This window comes from Salinibacterium sp. VpJ6, assembly GCF_059767345.1.
Genome location: NZ_JBSOQL010000001.1, coordinates 666,886 through 680,988, shown reverse-complemented (window position 1 = coordinate 680,988; position 14,103 = coordinate 666,886). Strand labels below are relative to the sequence as shown.

Genomic DNA, 14,103 nt, shown 5'->3' with positions numbered 1-14,103 from the left:
ATCTCTGCAAAGGTAGACAGCCAAGCCCACCGCCGCGCAGACGAAAGGCAACACTGTGAACGATCTAACCTTCCAAATTATTGCGATGGTCATTTATATGGCCGCAATGCTCGGTATCGGGTGGTGGGCGTACAAGAGGACAACCGACCTCGATGACTACATGCTCGCCGGCCGCAAGCTCAGCCCCGGCGTTGCTGCGCTCAGCGCTGGCGCATCTGACATGTCCGGCTGGCTGCTCCTCGGACTCCCCGGTGCCTTCTACGTGGGAGGCCTCGTAGAGGGTTGGATCGCAATCGGTCTGACCATCGGTGCCTGGCTCAACTGGAAGTTCGTAGCCCCGCGACTGCGTGCCTACACCGAAGTATCGAAGAACTCGATCACGGTACCGAGCTTCTTCGAGAACCGCCTGCGCGATAAGACGCACATCCTGCGCATCACCGCCGGCATCATCATCCTCGTCTTCTTCACGTTCTACGTCTCCTCCGGAATGGTTGCTGGCGGAAAGTTCTTCGAGAGCGCATTCAACTCTGAGTACCTTCTCGGAATGCTCCTTGTCGGTGGCGTCACCGTCCTCTACACCCTCTTCGGTGGCTTCATCGGTGCGACGTACACGGACGTCGTTCAGGGCATCATGATCTTCCTCGCCCTCATCGCTGTACCGATCATCGGAATCACTCAGGTGGGTGGCGTCGACGGCGCAATTGAGTCAATCCGCGCAGTCAGCACCGAAGAAGTCGACATGCTCAACCTCTTCGGCGGGTCCGCAATCGCGGCAATCTCCGCAGCAGCGTGGGGTCTTGGCTACTTCGGTCAGCCGCACATCCTGGTTCGCTTCATGGCACTGCGTTCGCCTGGGGATGCCGTAGCCGGTCGCCGCATCGGCATCAGCTGGATGATCATCTCGGTTCTCGGTGCGCTGGCATCGGCCCTCATTGGTATCGCGTACTTCCAGCAGAACCCCGACCTCACGCTGGACGACCCCGAGAAGGTCTTCCTCGAGCTGTCGCAGATCTTCTTCCACCCGCTCATCGCCGGTTTCGTACTCGCCGCAGTGCTCGCCGCTGTGATGAGCACGATTTCCTCGCAGCTGATCGTGTCGTCGTCGGCTCTCGTCGAAGACCTCTTCAAGATCATCGCGAAGAAGGAAGCAACTCCGAAGGCACAGGTTGTCCTTGGTCGCATCGGCGTTCTCGTCGTCTCGGTTGTCGCGATCATCATCGCACTTGACCCGCAGGCGTCAGTGCTCGATCTTGTTGGTTACGCCTGGGCTGGCTTCGGTGCCGCGTTCGGACCGATCGTCTTACTGTCACTCTTCTGGCGCAAACTCACCGCGCCCGGCGCTATTGCCGGAATGATCGCCGGTGCCGTCACCGTCGTCATCTGGGGCAACAGCGATGCGCTCTCCGGTGTCATGTACGAAATCGTGCCCGGCTTCATCCTCAACATCGTTGTCGCGATCGTCGTGAGCTTGTTCACCTTCAAGCACAGCGACAACATCGTCACCGAGTTTGACTCCGCCGTTGAAGGTGTTCGCACCGGAACGGTCACGTTGCCGGTCTTCGACAAGAAGGACTAGCGTCACACGATCGAACGCGCCCCACCGGGCGTAGTCAGTACAGGATGCCCGTCGACCACAGTTGTGGCGGCGGGCATCCTGCGTTAACTGGCACGATTTGAGCACGCGGGCATTCATACCGCCTCGCGAATGCCCTATTGAATGACACCCGGCAGGCCTAGGCTGGGCGTGTGATTCAACTAGGACAGTACCCTGCCCCCAGCCACGTCATCGCTCACGTGAGTGACACCCATTTGCTTGCGGGCGGCCGACCGCTCTACGGCGCGGTCAACACGATCGAGCACCTCGAGCAAGCTCTTGCCCAGCTCGAGCGATCGACCGCTAACCCGCAAGCGATCGTCTTCACCGGGGACCTTGCCGATCTGGGGGAGCCCGACGCCTACGTACGTCTTCGCGAAATTGTGGAGCCCGCCGCAAAGCGCATGAACGCCGAAATCATCTGGGTCATGGGCAATCACGACGAGCGCGACCAGTACTCCAAGCTCCTTTTCGATGACGAATCGGATGCTCCGCAAGACCGGGTCTACATGATCGACGGGTTGCGCATCATCTCCTTCGACACCACGGTGCCGGGTTACCACCACGGCGACATTAGCGACGAGCAGTTGGAGTGGCTGCGAGCCGAACTGTCAACCCCCGCACCGCACGGCACGCTGCTCGCTGTGCATCATCCGCCGATCCCCACCCCCATGCTCGAAGCAATGGGCATGCTCGAATTGCAGCGCCAAGAGCGCCTGGCGGAGGTGCTGCAGGGCAGCGACGTACGCGCGATTCTGGCAGGGCATTTGCACTACTCCACCCACTCGACGTTCGCGGGTATTCCCGTCTCGGTCGCTTCGGCGACGTGTTACACGCTTGACTTGAGTGCCGAAGATCGACTGCTTTCGGGCGTCGACTACGGTCAGGCCGTAAACGTGGTGCACGTGTACGAGAAGCAAACCGTCCACTCGATCATTCCGGTGGGCGACACCGCGGAGATCACGGGTCACTCAGCAGAGGCGTGGGCACAGATCGAGGCGATGACTCCCGAGCAGCGGCTCGAAACATTCTCGGCCAAGAACTCCACCTTCAATGCTGCTGAGGTCGCTGCTTCCGACTAGAGCGCTGGCGCTGGTGCGTGCGCGGCAGCTGTCGTCGCGGGGAATCTCGTGCATTACGTACCCAGTTGAGCGTGAAATCATTGCGGTATAACTTTGGGTTCGACACACACCGCACCGGCACACACTGCACCGACCACACGCATCGAACAAGAGCAGCGCGAGATTTCGCCCGAGTTTGTCACCGACACCGTCAAGGTGCTCACGAGTCACGAGTCGATTCGTAGCTTCGAAGAGACGCCGCTTGCGGCGGAAGTTCTTGAGGCCATTCTGGTCTAGGCTCGCAGCGCCCCGACATCCTCGAACCTCCAAGCTTTCAGCATTATCGTCGTCGAGGATGCTGAGCGTCGTGCCCGCCTGGCCCACCTCGTCGGCGATCAGCGCTAGGTCGTCGAGGCTCCCGTCATGCTCATCTTCTGTGCCGACGTGTCGCGGTTCCACTACTTGGCCGAGCGTCAGGGGCGCGCTTTCGGGGCAGACAATCTCGAGATGTTCTTAACGGCATCCGTCGATGCCACGCTTGCGCTTCAGAACGCGCTCGTCGCCGCCGAGTCCTTGGGGCTCGGCGCCGTGCCCATCGGATCGGTGCGCAATAGCCCGAGCGCGATCGCCGAAGAGCTGGGGCTGCCGCAGGGCGTCTTTGCGGTGGCGGGGCTCACGATCGGGTATCCGAAAGAGGGCGTTCGGCGGGGCACGAAGCCGCGCCTGTCCAGCGAGGCCGTCGTGCATCGCGAGCAGTACTCCAGTGCGGATGTCGAAGAGCACGTGCGGGAGTACGACGACGTCATGATCGCCAACGGCCTCTATGCGGGGCGTCAAGTCGCGGGCGGCGCTGCCCAGATTCCAGATGCCGAATACGGCTGGGCTGAGCACACTGCTCGCCGCACGAGCAAGCCCGACGGGGTGACCGGGCCTTCCGCTGCCCTGCGCGATCATCTCAAGGCCGAAGTTGAGGCGCGCTGCTTTCCGATTCGCTAGCCGGCAACCTTCGCGGACTCGGCGCGGCTCGCTCGTGCCACCGCAACAAGAATGAGCGGCTGAGCCACCTTCATGAGCGCCCAGACCAATTTGTAGCGGATGCTCGGAACCGAGAGTCCGCGACCGCGCGCTGCCGAGTGCAGAGCCGAGCGAACCACGAAGTCTGCGTTGAGCCACATCCACTTCGGAGCCATGTCGGAGCGTTCGATGCCGAGGCGGGCATGAAATTCGGTGCGCACGAAACCGGGTGCAACCGCACTGAAGGTCACGCCGCGGTGGCGGTAGTGCGCATTGGCCCAGCGGCTGAAGCTCAGCGGCCAGGTCTTGGCAGCTGCATACATTCCGAGCGGCGCCCCTCCCGCAATACTCGCGACCGTCAGGATGGTGCCTGAGCCTCGGGAGAGCATCCCGCCTAGCGCAGCATGGCTGAGGCGCATGGGCACCGTCGCCAAGATCTCGAGCATCCGCTCTTCGTCGTCGACGGCGTTCTTTTCGAACTCCTGCGCAATGCCGTAGCCGGCGTTATTCACGAGATAGCTGACCGGATTCTCCGTCGAAGCCAGCCGCTCTTCAACCGTTGCCCGCTGCTCCGGGTTAGTGAGGTCGGCGCCGAGCACCTCAACGTCCACGCCGAAAGCCGAGCGCAGCGACTCCGCCACACTCTCGAGGCGAGCGCGGTCGCGCGCCACCAGAATCAGGTTGTGGCGGGCTGAGGCGAGCTGGCGGGCGAACTCTGCGCCCAGCCCTGAGGTCGCTCCCGTCACGAGAGCGGTGCCGACGTGCTGCGCTGAAGATGGAGTGGTCATCCCGAAACGCTATCGCGTCGTACACGAATGTCTGCAGCATGCCGCACGATAGACACGTGAACCTGCACCGGCTCGTGGATGTGTTTGTCGAGTACCTTTCGGCAGACCGCGGCTTTAGCGTGCATACGATCCGCTCGTATCGTTCCGATCTCACCACGCTTGTCGATTTCGCGACTGAGCGCTCCGCGACGGCTCCGGCTGACCTCGATCTCGAGTTGCTGCGCGAGTGGCTCTGGCAGTCGTCGCAAGACGGCCTCGCTAAGGCGACGCTCGCTCGCCGCGCAGCAGCAGCCCGAGCTTTCAGCGCCTGGCTGACTGCTAACCACCACACCGAAGTGGATGCCGCGGCGCGGCTCAAAGCGCCCAAGGCCGAGCGTCATTTGCCCCGGGTTCTCAATCGCGACCAAATGGCCGAGATGTTGCAGAGTGTTGAGGCGCGCGCCTCCTCGTCCGACCCGATTGCGCTGCGGGACAGAGCTATTGTCGAGCTCTTGTACGCTTCGGCACTGCGGGTGAGCGAACTCGTGGGTTTAAGTGCCAACGATGTCGACGATTCGCGACTCACCGTGCGCGTGATGGGTAAGGGCTCGAAGGAACGTGTTGTTCCGTTCGGTATCCCGGCCCAGCGGGCGCTCAGCGATTATCGCGAGCGCGGCCGGAGTCAACTGACGACGGAAAGCGGGGGAGCAGCTCCGCTGTTCGTTGGCGCCCGGGGAAAGCGGGTCAGTGCGCGCACGGTGTACGAAGTGATTGCGCACTTGCTGGCCGATGTTCCGGGGTCGGGTAGTTCAGGGCCGCACACCTTGCGGCACACGGCGGCCACTCATTTGCTCGATGGTGGCGCCGACTTGCGCGCCGTGCAAGAACTCCTCGGGCACGCGAGTTTGGGCACGACTCAGCTGTACACGCACGTTTCCACCGAGCGCTTGCGTGAAAGCTACCGAACCGCGCATCCACGAGCGTGACCGCGCATCCACGAGCGTGACCGCGCATCCGCGAGCGTGACCGGGCTGGGTAGCGAGACCTCGGGGGGCCGAGCTCGCCGGCAGGGCCTGATGTGTGCGGCTAACGCGATCTAGCCGCCGAAAATTGCCGGCCCGACCTGGGTCTCAGGCTTCCACGACGAGCGCCGCGGTCCGGGCGGATCAATCTTGGGCGGGGCCACGGCCGGCTTCGGCGCCGGAATGTCGGCGGGGTCGGGAAGTTGCTCACGATAAATCGTGACGACCTGGTTGAGGTATCGCTCGATGACCTCTTTCTCGGTGTCATCGAAGTTGTCGAGTACGCGGTCGATGCCCATAATCATCGGCATCAAAGTTGCCATAGCGGTTTCAACAGAACGCGGATTGGGTACGACGACGACGCTGCGACGGTCGGTCGGATGCTGTTCGCGAGTGACGTGACCGACGCCTATCAGGCGGTCAATCGAAGCGGTCACCGCCGGAGTTGAAATATTGAGGCGGCGCGAAAGTTCAGTCGGGGGCAGCGGCCCACTCATGATCAGGTGTTCCATCGCTTCGAGGTCAGTGGCGTTGACGGAGAGAGTGCGCCCGACGTGCTCCTCGAACTCTTCACTGATGTCGAGGATGTCCCGCAGCAGTTGGGTGGGGCGGCGTGCTTGGGGGCGCTCCATGGCGGGTTCGGTCTGTTGCATGGTGAATACTTTACCTGTATGTTTCTAACTTGTCTAATATCTAGTTAATCGAAGTACTTTGCTTCAGAAGGAGAGCGATGTCTCGCCTCAGGACGTTCATCACAGCCCGAAAGACTTCGTGGATCGTGTTGGTCACCGCATTCCTCGCCGCTGGCGCGATCTTCGCTGCCGGTTCCGGCAATGAAGAGGGCGCACTTCCCGGCGTTGGTCTTCCGGATTCCGCCGAATCAGCCCAGGCTGCCGCTGCCGCAGAAGACCTGCCGGGCGCCGATTCCACAGTCGCGCTGCTCGTCTACACCCGTGACGGTGGGGACCTCACCGACGACGACATCGCCGCGATCACTGAAGCAACGGGTTCGCTGAGCGAACTCTCCGCTGAAGGATTCGTTCCGCCGCCCTCGTTCTCCGACGATGGCACGACAGCCCTCGTCACAGTTCCGCTCGACAAGCTCACTGAAGCGGGCGAACAGGCGGAGCGTGCTGACGAGATTCGCACCGAAGCAAACGCAGACCTCCCCGATGGTCTCTCCGCTCTATTGAGTGGCCCGGAAGGATTCGCTGTCGACATCGCTGCCGTCTTCGAGGGCGCTGACTTCACTCTTCTCCTCACGACCGTCATCGTGGTCGCCGTGCTGCTGCTCGTCACTTACCGCAGCCCGTGGTTGTGGCTCGTGCCGCTCATCGTGGTGGGTACTGCTGACGGTCTCGCGGGCATCGTTGCCGCTCGCGTTGCCACTCTTGCCGGCATCCAGTTGGATGCTTCCGTCACTGGCATCCTCTCCGTACTCGTTTTCGGTGCTGGTACTAACTACGCGCTCCTGTTGATTGCGCGATACCGCGACGAATTGCGCCTGGTCGAGGATCGCCGTGAAGCCATGTCTCGTGCCCTGCGCGGTGCGGGCCCCGCCATCATCGCGAGCGGTAGCACCGTGGTACTCGCCCTCCTTACGCTCGTGTTTGCCGAGCTTCAGGGCAACCGTGCCCTCGGTATCGCGTGTGCCACGGGTGTAGTTATTGCCATGATCTTTGCACTCGTTGTTCTGCCTGCCGCTCTCGTGCTCTTCGGGCGTGGCCTCTTCTGGCCCTACATTCCCAAGTTCGGCACCGAGGGCAGCGCTGAGCGCGGCGTCTGGCACAAGCTCGGTGTTCTCGTTTCCAAGAAGCCTGTGGTCGTCGCCATTCTTGGCGCAGTCGTGCTTGGAGCGCTCTCCTTGGGCGTGCCGCAGATCAAGATCGGCCTCTCGCAGACTGAGAGCTTCACGCAGGTTCCCGAAGCAGTGCAGGGCCAAGAGCTCATTGCGGATGCCTTCCCCGCCGGCAGCGGTTCGCCGGCGTCGGTCATCGTGAACTCTGACTACGCCGAAGAAGCAGCCCAGGCTGCCGAAGGTGTCGACGGCGTTGATGCTGTTCGTATTGGCGAAAGCGCCTCCACGATCACGCAGATCAGTGTGGTGTTGGATGACGCGGCCGAGACTGAAGGGTCGTTCGCCGCTATTGAGGCGCTCCGAGCTGAACTCTCCACGATTGACGGTGCTGACGCGCTCGTCGGTGGGCTGGATGCGCAGGCTCTCGACGTTGAGCGCGCTCAGCAGTCCGATCAAGACTTGGTCATCCCGCTCATCCTCGGCCTCGTATTCATCGTGTTGGTGTTGTTGCTCCGTTCGCTGGTTGCTCCGATCCTGCTGCTGCTCACGGTTGTTGCGTCGTTCTTCGCGAGCCTCGGTGCTAGCTGGTTGCTCTTCCAGACGGTGTTCGACTTCCCGGCGATCGATACGAACGTGGTGCTGTTTAGCTTCCTGTTCTTGGTGGCACTGGGTGTCGATTACAACATTTTCTTGGTCACTCGAGCTCGAGAAGAAGCTGTCGAATACGGCACTCGCCAGGGCATGATTCGGGCACTCTCGTCGACTGGCGGTGTGATCACGAGTGCCGGTGTTCTGCTCGCCGCGGTCTTCGCGGTGCTCGGAGTGCTGCCGCTCATCACGCTCACACAAATCGGAATCATCGTCTGTATCGGTGTACTGCTCGACACCCTCCTCGTGCGAACCGTGATTGTTCCTTCGCTCGCGTTCATGCTGGGGGAGAAGTTCTGGTGGCCGACTCAGGTGATCTCGGTAGGTGCTGAAGTGCGCACTCCGAAGGGATCGGGCGATCACGTTCGTACCCACGCTCCGGCGCACTCGACCGAGCACGCTCCGAAGCACGCCGAGGGCGACGCTGCTCCCAAGCACAAGATCGACCACTAAGTCTCCGTTCGGATCACGGAAAACTGGCCCTAGTCGGGTTCCTGCGCCTCGCGCTCGAACCCGGCTAGGGCTTTCTCGTGGGCAAGAGGATCGCGCGCGGAATCGCTCCGAGGTAGTTCAGTGGCGACACGTACTCGCCATCGAGGCGCACGCCAAAATGGAGGCACGAGACGGAGCAGTGCCCTGGCTGCAGTTCGCCCACAATCTCACCCTGCGCCACGGGGTCGCCTCGAGCCAGCGCGCTCGTTACAGGCTCGTAGCTCGTGATGAGTCCACCCGAATGCCGAATCGACAACACCGGGCGATCGACAACGGTGCCGGCGAAGTGCACCACGCCCGCGGCTGGCGCCCGCACCTCGGTTGACGCACCGGCGCCGATGTCGATCCCGCGATGTCCAGCCGAGTAGGGGGTTTCGGGCGCGATATAGGGCCGGATGATCGGATGCGGTGCCTCCACCGGCCAGCTCCACCCGGCTTCAGCGCTCACGGGTGCGCTCGCGCCGGTCACCACGGCGATGAGAAGGGCAAGAATCATGCACAACGGGGCTCGAATCATCCACTCAGTGTCGAGAATTTACGCGGGGCTCGTCGCGAGAAAATCGCTTCCGGGGAAAACGAAAATCGGTGACGTTGTTGTGGGGGAGCGATGGTATGATTTTGGCAGCACCGCGTGTATTCGCGGTGACTACGCGTGCCCCGTTGCAGTACAACTACTTCAACACACGGCCGCTATCTCCACTCAGTCCCCTTTCGTGCAGCACTGCGATCGGGGCGGAGGTATGCCCGGGCACTAGGATTCGCGCCAACCGGTAGCGAGTATTAACTGAGAAGGCCATTGCCGCCATGCGCGCCAGTGAGCCAGAAAAGGAGAACGGCCATGGCCGTCGTAACCATCCGCGAGCTGCTCGACAGCGGCGTACACTTCGGACACCAGACTCGTCGTTGGAACCCGAAAATGAAGCGCTTTATTCTGACCGAGCGCTCGGGCAGCCACATCATTGACCTTCAGCAGTCGCTGGGTCACATCGACGCAGTTTACGACTACGTCAAGGAGACCGTCGCACACGGCGGAACCATCCTCTTCGTTGGTACCAAGAAGCAGGCACAGGGTTCCATCGCTGAGCAGGCACTGCGCGTGGGCCAGCCCTACGTCAACCAGCGCTGGCTCGGTGGACTCCTCACCAACTTCCAGACGGTTTCCAAGCGTCTTGCGCGCATGAAGGAACTCGAAGAGGTCGACTTCGACGACACCACTCGTGGTTTCACCAAGAAGGAACTCCTCATTCAGAAGCGCGAGCTTGTGAAGCTGCAGAAGAGCCTCGGTGGTATCCGTAACCTCACGAAGACCCCTTCGGCCATCTGGATCGTCGACACCAAGAAGGAGCACCTCGCCATTGACGAGGCTCACAAGCTTGGTATCCCGGTTATCGCCATCCTCGACACCAACTGCGACCCCGACGACGTTGCGTACCCGATCCCGGGTAACGACGACGCCATCCGCTCGGTTGGTCTCCTCACGCGCATCGTCGCTGACGCTGCTGCTGAGGGCCTCATCCAGCGTCACCAGAAGCCAGAAGAGGGCAAAGAAGTAGAGCCCATGGCTGCATGGGAAGCTGAACTTCTTGGCCAGGCTGACGCAGATGCTGCTGCAGTAAAGACCGAAGAGCCCAAGGCTGACGAAGCAAAGGCTGAAGAGCCCAAGGCTGACAAGGACGAGGCAAAGGCTGATGACGCTGCTGCTAAGCCCGCAGCAAAGAAGACCCCCGCGAAGGCTGCAGATGCAGCTGACGACAAGAAGTAAGGATTCGAACAATGGCAGACTTTAGCCTCGAAGACCTCAAGACCCTGCGCGAGCGCCTCGGCACCGGCATGGTCGAAACGAAGAACGCTCTCGTTGAGGCAGGCGGTGACCTCGAGAAGGCCACTGAGCTTCTTCGTCTGCGCGGTGCCAAGAGCAACGCCAAGCGTTCCGACCGTTCTACCAGCGAAGGCCTCATCGCCGCACAGTCCGCTGGATCAGCAACGACCATCATCGAGCTCGCCTGCGAGACCGACTTCGTAGCAAAGGGCGACAAGTTTGTTGCTCTCGGCGAAGCCGTTGTTGCAGCCGTATCGGCCGCTGGTGCTTCGACTGTAGAAGAGGGCCTCGCAGCAACTGCGGGCTCGGCTACGGTTGCAGACCTGATCAGCGACGAAGCAGCAATCCTCGGTGAGAAGATCGAGCTGCGCCGCTTGGCCAAGCTCGAGGGCGACTCGTTCGAGATCTACATGCACCGCACCAACAAGGACCTGCCTCCGCAGGTTGGCGTTGTTGTCGCGTACACGGGTGACGATGCAGAGACCGCTCGCGGAATCGCTCAGCACATCTCGTTCGCTGCTCCTTCTTACCTCTCGCGCGAAGACGTTCCGGCAGAAGATGTCGAGAACGAGCGTCGCATCGTTGAGGAAATCAGCCGCGGAGAGGGCAAGCCTGACGCTGCTCTTCCCAAGATCGTAGAAGGCCGTCTCGGCGCATTCTTCAAGCAGGTTTCGCTGCTTGACCAGGATTACGCTCGTGACAACAAGCTCTCGATCGCTAAGGTCGCCGAAGCTGCAGGCATCACCGTTACCGGTTTTGATCGCTTCAAGGTAGGCGCCTAACACTCAGTGTGATGAAGGCCCGAGGCTCTATTGCCTCGGGCCTTTATTGTGCGCGCACCACCGGTGGCGGCCCAGCGCGGCTTGCGGCGAATCTGCTGTGCGCTCGTGCTGAAGGCACCACAACGCAATAGCCTGTATATGAACATCAACACGGAAAGAAGACGATGACAACTCAACGCAAACGCCGAGTGCTACTGAAACTATCGGGAGAAGCGTTCGGTGGTGGTCAGCTGGGTGTGAACCCGGATGTTGTCTCGGCACTCGCCAAGGAAATCGCTGCGGCATCCGCCCAGGTAGAAATCGCGATTGTCGTTGGTGGAGGTAACTTCTTCCGTGGAGCCGAACTGAGCCAGCGCGGTATGGACCGTGGCCGTGCTGACTACATGGGCATGTTGGGCACCGTCATGAACGCCCTCGCCCTGCAAGACTTCTTGGAGCAGGCCGGCGTAGCAACGCGCGTGCAGTCTGCCATTGCCATGACTCAGGTCGCTGAACCTTACATTCCGTTGCGTGCAGAGCGTCACCTCGAAAAGGGTCGCGTTGTGATCTTCGGTGCGGGCGCTGGCCTGCCTTACTTCTCGACCGACACAGTGGCCGCCCAGCGTGCCCTCGAAATCGGTGCCGAAGAAGTGCTCGTTGCTAAGAATGGTGTGGATGGCGTCTACGACGCTGACCCCCGCAACAACCCCGATGCCCGCAAGCTCGAGTCAATCAGTTTCCAAGACGCGCTCGTTCAGGGCTTGAAGGTTGTTGACTCGACCGCGTTCAGCCTGTGCATGGATAACTCGATGCCCATGCTCGTGTTCGGCATGGAGCCGGCCGGAAACCTCACGCGCGCCATTGTCGGTGAACAGATCGGCACTCGCGTGCACGGATAGCGCTCTGCTATTCGAAAACCCACCAAGCTAAACGATTTCCGAGTGCCGCGCAACGGTTATAGTAACGACCTCACGCTAAACTCGGGTAAGACCTAGAGGAGTGCCCCCGTGATCAGTGATGTTCTAGCCGAGGCTAGCGAAAAGATGAACAAGGCAGTGGATGCTGCCAAAGAAGACTTCAGCACGGTGCGTACCGGCCGCGCTAACCCGGCGCTGTTCCAGAAGGTCCTCGTGGACTATTACGGAACACCGACCCCGTTGCAGCAGTTGGCTTCGATGGTGAACCAAGAGGCTCGTACTCTGATCATCACGCCGTTCGACAAGTCAGCTCTCAAAGACATTGAAAAGGCGATTGCTGCAGCCCACCACATTGGTGCCAGCGTCGGCAACGACGGAAACGTCATCCGTGCCACGCTGCCGGAACTCACCGAAGAGCGTCGTAAGGACTTCGTCAAGGTTGTTCGCGAGAAGGCTGAGCAGGCTCGTGTCTCGCTCCGCAACGTGCGCCGCAAGGCAAAAGACGACCTCGACGCGCTGACCGAGGTCGGCGAAGACGAGATTGCTCGCGCAGAAAAAGAACTCGAAGCGAGCACGAAGGCTCACGTCGACGCGATCGACGACGCACTCAAGCGCAAAGAAGCTGAGTTGCTCGAGGTCTAATGGTTTCTGAATTCGAAGCTCAGGTTCGAGCAACAAACGACAAGATCAACGCCCGCACTGGGCGTCCTTTGGCGATGGCAATCATCGTTGGATTGGCTTTGGGTCTGTCGTTGTTGTTCAGCCTGATCTTCGTCAAAGAGCTCTTCATGCTCTTTGCCGGAGTGCTCGTCGCGTTCACCGCGTTCGAGCTGGCGAGTGCGCTTCGTTTCTCTGGACTCAAGATTCCCCGTCTCGGAGCGGTAATCGCTGCCGTCGCGGTGGTGCCCGCATCGTTCTACTGGCATGCGGAAGGTCAGTGGTACATCACGCTGGCTGGCATCGCCTTCATGTGGGTCTGGCGACTGGTCGAAGTGGTCATCCTGCCGAGCCATCGCGGTTCAGTGCGTTCGATCATGCGCGACCTGGGCGCCGGCGTCTTCGTGATGCTGTACGTGGCGTTCCTGGCGAGTTTCACTGTGATACTCACGTCGGAAGACGGCGGCCAGTGGTGGACTCTCGCCATGTTGATCGTCGTGGTGGTCAGCGATATTGGTGCATACGCCAGCGGATTGTCGTTCGGTAAGCATCCGATGGCTCCCACCATCAGCCCGAACAAGACGTGGGAGGGATTCGCTGGTGCTGCTGCTGCTGCCGTTACTGCCGGTGTGCTGCTCGCGCTCTTTATGATCGACCAGCCGTGGTGGGTGGGGCTTATCTTCGGCCTTGTTATTCTCGGCACCGCAACGATGGGTGATCTCGCTGAATCGCTCATCAAACGAGACCTCGGCATCAAGGACATCAGCACGTGGCTGCCCGGCCACGGAGGCTTCCTCGACCGCGTAGATTCGTCACTTTTGTCGGCCGCAGCCGGCTACGCGCTGTTTCTCATCTTTGCGTAAGGCAGAATAGAACCGTGAGCACCACATTTCCCCGCAGCCGTAAGTCAAAGTTGGGGTACAACGTCGACCAGGTCGAGGATTTCCTCGAAGAGGCGCGTCGTGCCTACACCGCCGATCGAAGCGACTCTTCTGTAGTGTCGTCGCGCAGCATCCGCAAGCTGGCGTTTGCCATGCAAAAGGGCGGCTATTCGCCCCTTCACGTCGACTCAGCGCTGGAACGCCTCGAGGATGCCTTTGCCGCTCGCGAACGCGATCGTGCGATTGCAGAGCTCGGCGAGACCGCGTGGTACGCCAATGCCCGTGCGGAAGCGCAGGAGATTCTGAACCGCCTCGCCCGTCACGACGGCAAAAAGTTCTCTAAGGTGAGCTCGTTCACGATGGGGTACTCGGTCAAGGACGTGGATGCCTTCGCTCAAGAACTAGCCAACTACTTTCAGCACGGTGCGCCACTCACGATTGACCGCGTTCGTACCGTCGCTTTCCGCAGCGCCAAGGGCGGTTACCGCGAGGCCCAAGTTGACTACCTGCTCGACTCGGTGATCGACGTCATGCTGGCTGTTCGCTAGTTCTCTCTGTTTTTTCAGGTCTGTCGGCTAACATCGCTCATACTTTGTTTATTAATTCGCGAACGGCAATCATCCGCGCTCAGGCTAAAAGCCAGGGTGCGGATCTTTCTGGGCGCCACAAACG

The 14,103-nt window shown here is 60.9% G+C and carries 15 protein-coding genes; 12 read left to right on the top strand and 3 right to left on the bottom strand.

From position 1 onward, the window contains the following. The first annotated feature begins 55 nt into the window (after positions 1-55). The 4 genes from putP (at position 56) to ACWTV1_RS03335 (ending at position 3,651) form a co-directional block, all read left to right on the top strand. Positions 56-1,576: a sodium/proline symporter PutP gene (gene putP, locus ACWTV1_RS03350; RefSeq protein WP_498504116.1), complete on the top strand. Its 1,521-nt coding sequence runs from the start codon at positions 56-58 to the stop codon at positions 1,574-1,576. A gap of 170 nt (positions 1,577-1,746) precedes the next feature. Beyond that, positions 1,747-2,676 (top strand): phosphodiesterase, encoded by a 930-nt coding sequence (locus tag ACWTV1_RS03345; RefSeq protein ID WP_498504115.1) that lies wholly within the window; start codon positions 1,747-1,749, stop codon positions 2,674-2,676. A gap of 93 nt (positions 2,677-2,769) precedes the next feature. Continuing rightward, a complete protein-coding gene (locus tag ACWTV1_RS03340; protein WP_498504114.1) occupies positions 2,770-2,952 on the top strand; it encodes a hypothetical protein in 183 nt (60 codons plus the stop codon). A 126-nt stretch (positions 2,953-3,078) separates the two neighbouring features. Continuing rightward, on the top strand, positions 3,079-3,651 hold the full coding sequence (locus tag ACWTV1_RS03335) for a nitroreductase family protein (RefSeq protein ID WP_498504113.1): 573 nt from the start codon (positions 3,079-3,081) through the stop codon (positions 3,649-3,651). On the opposite strand, the gene ACWTV1_RS03330 is transcribed toward ACWTV1_RS03335, so the two are convergent. After that, positions 3,648-4,457 carry an SDR family NAD(P)-dependent oxidoreductase gene (locus ACWTV1_RS03330; RefSeq protein WP_498504112.1) on the bottom strand — a complete coding sequence of 270 codons (810 nt, stop codon included), beginning with the start codon at positions 4,455-4,457 and terminating at the stop codon, positions 3,648-3,650. The two genes, ACWTV1_RS03335 and ACWTV1_RS03330, sit on opposite strands and share 4 nt — an antisense overlap. 38 nt (positions 4,458-4,495) lie before the next feature. Here ACWTV1_RS03330 and ACWTV1_RS03325 point away from each other — a divergent pair, with 38 nt between their 5' ends. Beyond that, complete coding sequence (locus ACWTV1_RS03325) at positions 4,496-5,422, top strand: tyrosine recombinase XerC (RefSeq protein ID WP_498504111.1); 927 nt, start codon at positions 4,496-4,498, stop codon at positions 5,420-5,422. A gap of 110 nt (positions 5,423-5,532) precedes the next feature. Here the strand turns inward: ACWTV1_RS03325 and ACWTV1_RS03320 are convergent, their stop codons facing one another. Beyond that, positions 5,533-6,111 carry a MarR family winged helix-turn-helix transcriptional regulator gene (locus tag ACWTV1_RS03320; protein ID WP_498504110.1) on the bottom strand — a complete coding sequence of 193 codons (579 nt, stop codon included), beginning with the start codon at positions 6,109-6,111 and terminating at the stop codon, positions 5,533-5,535. Positions 6,112-6,188: 77 nt separating this feature from the next. On the opposite strand from ACWTV1_RS03320, the gene ACWTV1_RS03315 reads away from it, so the two are divergent. Further along, positions 6,189-8,357 carry an MMPL family transporter gene (locus tag ACWTV1_RS03315; RefSeq protein WP_498504109.1) on the top strand — a complete coding sequence of 723 codons (2,169 nt, stop codon included), beginning with the start codon at positions 6,189-6,191 and terminating at the stop codon, positions 8,355-8,357. A 64-nt stretch (positions 8,358-8,421) separates the two neighbouring features. Here ACWTV1_RS03315 and ACWTV1_RS03310 read toward each other — a convergent pair whose 3' ends face one another. Then, positions 8,422-8,913, bottom strand: a complete 492-nt coding sequence (locus tag ACWTV1_RS03310) for a M23 family metallopeptidase (protein WP_498504108.1) — start codon at positions 8,911-8,913, stop codon at positions 8,422-8,424. Positions 8,914-9,234: 321 nt separating this feature from the next. Between ACWTV1_RS03310 and rpsB the strand changes: the two genes are divergently transcribed. The 6 genes from rpsB (at position 9,235) to ACWTV1_RS03280 (ending at position 13,979) form a co-directional block, all read left to right on the top strand. Beyond that, positions 9,235-10,158: a 30S ribosomal protein S2 gene (gene rpsB, locus ACWTV1_RS03305; RefSeq protein ID WP_498504107.1), complete on the top strand. Its 924-nt coding sequence runs from the start codon at positions 9,235-9,237 to the stop codon at positions 10,156-10,158. 11 nt (positions 10,159-10,169) lie between these two features. Continuing rightward, positions 10,170-10,997, top strand: a complete 828-nt coding sequence (gene tsf, locus ACWTV1_RS03300) for a translation elongation factor Ts (RefSeq protein ID WP_498504106.1) — start codon at positions 10,170-10,172, stop codon at positions 10,995-10,997. 164 nt (positions 10,998-11,161) lie between these two features. Further along, complete coding sequence (gene pyrH / locus ACWTV1_RS03295) at positions 11,162-11,875, top strand: UMP kinase (protein WP_100388617.1); 714 nt, start codon at positions 11,162-11,164, stop codon at positions 11,873-11,875. Between the two features lie 108 nt (positions 11,876-11,983). Next, the gene (gene frr, locus ACWTV1_RS03290; protein WP_100388618.1) at positions 11,984-12,535 is read left to right on the top strand and encodes a ribosome recycling factor; all 552 of its coding nucleotides are present in this window, start codon (positions 11,984-11,986) and stop codon (positions 12,533-12,535) included. Further along, entirely contained in the window at positions 12,535-13,413 is an 879-nt protein-coding gene (locus ACWTV1_RS03285; protein ID WP_498504104.1) for a phosphatidate cytidylyltransferase, read from the top strand. Before frr ends, ACWTV1_RS03285 begins: the two co-directional genes overlap by 1 nt. A 14-nt stretch (positions 13,414-13,427) precedes the next feature. After that, positions 13,428-13,979 carry a DivIVA domain-containing protein gene (locus ACWTV1_RS03280; RefSeq protein ID WP_100388620.1) on the top strand — a complete coding sequence of 184 codons (552 nt, stop codon included), beginning with the start codon at positions 13,428-13,430 and terminating at the stop codon, positions 13,977-13,979. Positions 13,980-14,103 lie beyond the last annotated feature (124 nt).

Excerpts from the sequence above, each read along its gene's own strand:
- ACWTV1_RS03335 (WP_498504113.1), top strand. The coding sequence starts at position 3,079 with ATGCTCATCTTCTGTGCCGACGTGTCGCGGTTCCACTACTTGGCCGAG.
- ACWTV1_RS03330 (WP_498504112.1), bottom strand. The coding sequence starts at position 4,457 with ATGACCACTCCATCTTCAGCGCAGCACGTCGGCACCGCTCTCGTGACG.
- ACWTV1_RS03325 (WP_498504111.1), top strand. The coding sequence starts at position 4,496 with ATGCCGCACGATAGACACGTGAACCTGCACCGGCTCGTGGATGTGTTT.
- ACWTV1_RS03320 (WP_498504110.1), bottom strand. The coding sequence starts at position 6,111 with ATGCAACAGACCGAACCCGCCATGGAGCGCCCCCAAGCACGCCGCCCC.
- ACWTV1_RS03315 (WP_498504109.1), top strand. The coding sequence starts at position 6,189 with ATGTCTCGCCTCAGGACGTTCATCACAGCCCGAAAGACTTCGTGGATC.
- ACWTV1_RS03310 (WP_498504108.1), bottom strand. The coding sequence starts at position 8,913 with ATGATTCGAGCCCCGTTGTGCATGATTCTTGCCCTTCTCATCGCCGTG.
- rpsB (WP_498504107.1), top strand. The coding sequence starts at position 9,235 with ATGGCCGTCGTAACCATCCGCGAGCTGCTCGACAGCGGCGTACACTTC.
- tsf (WP_498504106.1), top strand. The coding sequence starts at position 10,170 with ATGGCAGACTTTAGCCTCGAAGACCTCAAGACCCTGCGCGAGCGCCTC.
- pyrH (WP_100388617.1), top strand. The coding sequence starts at position 11,162 with ATGACAACTCAACGCAAACGCCGAGTGCTACTGAAACTATCGGGAGAA.
- ACWTV1_RS03285 (WP_498504104.1), top strand. The coding sequence starts at position 12,535 with ATGGTTTCTGAATTCGAAGCTCAGGTTCGAGCAACAAACGACAAGATC.